This window comes from Salinibacterium sp. (genome assembly GCF_031364185.1).
GTDB lineage: Bacteria > Actinomycetota > Actinomycetes > Actinomycetales > Microbacteriaceae > Rhodoglobus.
This window is the reverse complement of sequence record NZ_JANLVV010000229.1, coordinates 1-4313: the sequence shown is the minus strand read 5'-3', so window position 1 is coordinate 4313 and position 4313 is coordinate 1. Positions and strand designations below refer to the sequence as shown.

Below are 4313 nucleotides of genomic sequence, written 5' to 3'. Positions count from 1 at the left end.
GCCGCCGTCGGCCCGCCGCCGCCGCCGTCGGCGCAACAAGGCCTCTGCCGCTGCCGCGCGACCGCGCAGTCGCCAACAGGGCCTCTGCCGCTGCCGCGCGACCCCGCAGTCGCCAAATGAAGGAGATTCCGGAATAACAGGGTCACCCCGCCGTGATTGTGGGTCCGTCACCGCCCATCTCCTTCATTTGGCAGAGGCGGCCCGTGACCCCAGGGCTCGCTCATAGACATCGATGGCGGCCGCGAGCCCGTCTTTCCTCGCGGATGCGGGCGCCGAGCTCGCTGGCCCGGCGCAGCATGGCGGTATCTGCCATCGATTCGCCGAGTGCTGCGTCGAGTCCTGCCGACGTGAGCCGCGCTGCGGGATCGGTGTGGGGCCGACCCCGAGGCTGACGACGCGGCTGCCCCAAAAGGGTTGGTCGACGGTGAAGGGCACGACGATGCTGGGCACTCCGGCGCTCAGGCCCGCGGCCGTGGTGCCGCGGACCGTCCCCATGAAGCCCCGCAGTGCTGCCGTTCTCATCGAGGACAACACTGCGGCACACGTCGAGCTACAGGCCCTGGGGGAAGCCGATGCTGCGCAGCTCGGGATCCAGGTTGTCCCACTGCCAGATGCGTTCGGCTGCGCGATCGGCATCTCCAGTTCCATGGAGCCCGACTGCTTTTGCGGCGTATGTAGCCGCATGTGGCGCGTGGTCGAACATATGGGCGACGGCCGCGGCCTGTCCCGCGGCGCGCGCGGCGGCAACGGCATCCGGTGCCCCTGCCTTGGTCGCATCGCGGGCCGCGGCATGGGCTGCGAATGCGGCGGTACGACACGTTGTCATCGCAATCTCGTCCCGTTCCCAGGCCCGCAGGGATTCGATCGCCGCTCGCGGACGCTCGTCGCCCGGCCATCGCTCCTCGAACACTGACAGCGCGCGCTCCGCACACATCGCAGCCCAGCGCGCGATCGCCCTATGGATCGGTGGCGCAGGGTTCGCCCACCTCTCCTTCGATGACTCGCTCACACCGCTATCAAAGCAGGAATCGAGCTGGGGGAACATCAGTGGTGGTAAAGGTGCGCCGGAATAGGTCGAGCGTTCGGAAATGCCAATGCTCCCCGGAGGGTTCGGTTTGCGGGCAGAACCACGTCACATCAGCGCCGACATGGAGGAGGCCTTTGGAGCGGATGAATCACTCGACGCGTTCGAGGCCGCCGGAAGACGCACACGCCCGCTCGCGGCGCTGAAGTCTGAAATTGGTCTGTGACTCCGCGGTGGCATGTTGAGACAACTGAGCAGTTCGATCGGCATTTCACCAAGCTTGACCGGGCCGTCCAAGGCAGGGTGATGGCGTACCTCGGAGAAATAGAGACATTGGATGAGCCTTGCCAGCGCGGCAAGGAACTTTGGCAGAAGCTACAATGGTGACCTCAGGGCGCACCGCCGCCGCCGCCGTCGCTGCGCCGCACCTCCGGAGCGCCGGTGTTGCGCGTGATCGCCGCGCTGGACTCGACGTGGGTCTCTACCGCGGGTTGTGCCGTCTCGTTCGGGATCACCCGCCAGGCGACGATCGCAGCGATGACCAGCACGCAGGCCATCGCGACTGTAGTGATCTGCATGGCGTGCACGAACGCATCCTGCGCTGCGGCGAGGACTGTCGCGCCCTGGGAGGCTGGGAGTCCAGCGGCTACCGCGGTGGCCGAGGCGAGAGAGGAGCGCACGGCATTCTCTGTAGCTCCGAGGTCGAGCGCATCGAGTGCAGACCTGTAGAGCAGGGTGTGCAGCGATCCGAGCAGGGCGATTCCGAGAGCCACCCCGAGTTCGTACGCCGTCTCTGAGACGGCGGATGCCGCTCCGGCCCGATCCGCGGGCACCGCTGAGACCACCGCGTCGGTGGTGAGGGTGAGAGCGAGACCAATGCCGAGCCCGATGACGGTGAGCGCGAGGGCAAGCCATAGGTAGTTGGTCTTCCCTTCGGCGAGCACGAGCAGGCCGAGCCCGCAGGCTGCGAAGAGCATGGCCGCTCCGATAAGGCGCCCACGCCCCACCCGGGCCAGCAGAACTCCCACCAGGAGTGCCGACGCGACGGAAGCAAGCGTGAGCGGCAACTGGCGCACACCCGCATCGAGCGGTCCAAAGCCTCGCACGAGCTGCAGGTATTGCGACAGAAAGAACAGCAGCCCACTCAGGGAGAAGATGGCGAGGAAGTTGGCGCCGATGGCACCTGCGAAGGCCGGTTGGCGGAAGAGGCTGACGTCGATGAGTGGATGCGCCAGCCGCCTCTGGCGACGGACGAACAGCACCAGGGCCACCCCGCCCACGATCCCCGCTATCGCTGCCCCGATGCCGGCGTGGCCACCGGCCAGCTCTTTCACCGCGTAGACAATCGGCACGATGGCCGCCAGGGACAGTGCGGCGCTGAGGAGGTCGAAGGCGCCGGGGTGTGGATTGCGGGACTCTGGGATGAGCTTGATGCCCAGCACAACCAGCATAAGCATGATCGGCACATTAATCAGGAAGACCGAGCCCCACCAGAAGTGCTCGAGCAGCGCCCCTCCGATCAGTGGCCCGGCAGCTGCGCCCGCCGTGGCCGTCGCTCCCCAGACCGCGATGGCCGACGTGCGCTGATGTGCCTGGGTGAACATCGTGCGGATGATCGACAGCGTGGAGGGCATGAGGGTTGCCCCTGCCACGCCCAGCAGGGCGCGCGCGGCGATCAGCGTCTCGGCGGTGGGGGAGAACGCGGCGATCGCTGAGGCGATGCCGAAGCCGATCGCGCCGATCAACAGCAGGCGCTTGCGGCCGATACGGTCACCGAGGTTGCCCATCGTCACCAGCAGGCCCGCGAGCGCGAAGGAATAGACGTCGCCGATCCACAACAGCTGGGTCGAGGTGGGCTCCAACGCGGCGCTCAGCGCGGGCACGGCAATCGACAGCACGGTTCCGTCGACGGCCAACAGGAACACCGCCAGCGAGAGTACCGACAGCGCTATCCATTTGCGTCGGCCTGCGGGGGTGGGTGCTTCATTCATCGTTTGCCTCCTCATCGTGGAATTAACATACCGTCCAGACGGTTGACGTACAACCGTCTGGACGGTAGCTTCAAAATCACACGATCGAGGAGTCGACATGGGTACAGTGCTTCAACGAGATGCAGAGCGCACACGCAGGGCGCTGCTGGATGCCGCGGCCACGGCCCTTCGCACCCTCGGCCCTTCGGTCAGCCTCGACGTGGTCGCGCTCCAGGCCGGTGTATCGAAAGGTGGCCTGCTGCACCACTTCCGCAGCAAGGACGAGTTGTTCGCCGGGCTGGCCGGGGAGTGGATGGCGCGGTTCGACGCCGCCGTGCAGACCCACCTCGATCCCGCCGATGCAGAGCCGGGCCGCCTGTGCCGCGCGCACATCCGGGCTGCCTTCGACGACACGGTGACCGGTGATGACCAGCTCTGGAGCGATCCTGCGGTACTCGCCGCCCTGCTGGCGGTGCCAGAGGTGCTGCGCCGAGCGCGCGAATCCGGCGTCCGCTGGCGTAGCGAATTAAGCGCTGACGGCCTGCACCCCGACCGGGTGCTGCTGATCTCCCGCGTGCTCGACGGCATGTGGATGACCGAACTGCTGGAGGGCCGCGCCGATCTGGACGAGCGACACAGGACCCGCGACATCCTGCTCGGGCTCACTCGCGACACCGGGCCGATGATTGCCGCCGAGTGACTTCCGCCGCGTAACTGCCGCAGCGACTGCCGGCGCGCGGGGCGTTCGCGCCGCCACATGCTCAGTCCGCTCTGCCAAATGAAGGAGATAAGGCGCCCGGAGTCGACCCTGCCCAGCAAAACGAGGCCACCCGGTGGGTATCTCCTTCATTTGGCAGGAGCAGGAGCAGGAGCAGGAGCAGGAGCAGGAGCAGGAGCACGGAGGCGAGAAGCGAGGGTGACGTCGGCGCGGCACCCGGCTGCGAGAATGGGCGGGTGATCATCCTCGCCGCAACGCCGATCGGAAACCTCGGCGATGCATCTCGGCGGCTGATCGAGGCTCTCACCAACGCCGAGGTGATCGCCAGCGAAGACACGCGCACCACCATCCACCTGATGCGTGCGCTCGGCATCGACAACCGCCCGCGGCTGATTGCGCTGCATGAGCACAACGAGACCGAGAAGGCGGCCGAGATCGTCGAACTGGCAAGGTCGGTGGATGTCCTCGTCCTCAGTGACGCGGGGATGCCGGCCATCAGCGACCCGGGGTTCCCCCTCGTGGCGGCTGCGGCCGCGGCGGGGGTCACGGTCACGGCGCTGCCCGGGCCGAGCGCCGTACTGACTGCCCTGGCAGTCTCGGG

The 4313-nt window shown here is 67.3% G+C and carries 6 protein-coding genes; 3 read left to right on the top strand and 3 right to left on the bottom strand.

What is annotated here, in order from left to right; all coding sequences use genetic code 11:
• Window positions 1–183 precede the first annotated feature (183 nt).
• Window positions 184–522, bottom strand: coding sequence for a hypothetical protein (locus tag RMN95_RS10195; protein WP_309616812.1), 339 nt, complete (start codon window positions 520–522; stop codon window positions 184–186).
• Between the two features lie 28 nt (window positions 523–550).
• Window positions 551–1009 (bottom strand): putative immunity protein, encoded by a 459-nt coding sequence (locus tag RMN95_RS10190; RefSeq protein ID WP_309616811.1) that lies wholly within the window; start codon window positions 1007–1009, stop codon window positions 551–553.
• Window positions 1010–1088: 79 nt separating this feature from the next.
• On the opposite strand from RMN95_RS10190, the gene RMN95_RS10185 reads away from it, so the two are divergent.
• Window positions 1089–1250, top strand: coding sequence for a hypothetical protein (locus tag RMN95_RS10185; RefSeq protein ID WP_309616810.1), 162 nt, complete (start codon window positions 1089–1091; stop codon window positions 1248–1250).
• Window positions 1251–1413: 163 nt separating this feature from the next.
• Here RMN95_RS10185 and RMN95_RS10180 read toward each other — a convergent pair whose 3' ends face one another.
• A complete protein-coding gene (locus tag RMN95_RS10180) occupies window positions 1414–3015 on the bottom strand; it encodes an MFS transporter (protein WP_309616809.1) in 1602 nt (533 codons plus the stop codon).
• Between the two features lie 97 nt (window positions 3016–3112).
• Here RMN95_RS10180 and RMN95_RS10175 point away from each other — a divergent pair, with 97 nt between their 5' ends.
• Both RMN95_RS10175 and RMN95_RS10170 read left to right on the top strand, forming a co-directional pair.
• The gene (locus tag RMN95_RS10175; protein ID WP_309616808.1) at window positions 3113–3694 is read left to right on the top strand and encodes a TetR/AcrR family transcriptional regulator; all 582 of its coding nucleotides are present in this window, start codon (window positions 3113–3115) and stop codon (window positions 3692–3694) included.
• A gap of 254 nt (window positions 3695–3948) precedes the next feature.
• On the top strand, window positions 3949–4313 hold a 365-nt coding region (locus RMN95_RS10170; RefSeq protein WP_309616807.1), incomplete at its 3' end, for an SAM-dependent methyltransferase.

Bases quoted from the DNA above. Each gene is read 5' to 3' on its own strand.
- RMN95_RS10195 (WP_309616812.1), bottom strand. From the start codon at position 522: ATGAGAACGGCAGCACTGCGGGGCTTCATGGGGACGGTCCGCGGCACC.
- RMN95_RS10185 (WP_309616810.1), top strand. From the start codon at position 1,089: ATGCCAATGCTCCCCGGAGGGTTCGGTTTGCGGGCAGAACCACGTCAC.
- RMN95_RS10180 (WP_309616809.1), bottom strand. From the start codon at position 3,015: ATGAATGAAGCACCCACCCCCGCAGGCCGACGCAAATGGATAGCGCTG.
- RMN95_RS10175 (WP_309616808.1), top strand. From the start codon at position 3,113: ATGGGTACAGTGCTTCAACGAGATGCAGAGCGCACACGCAGGGCGCTG.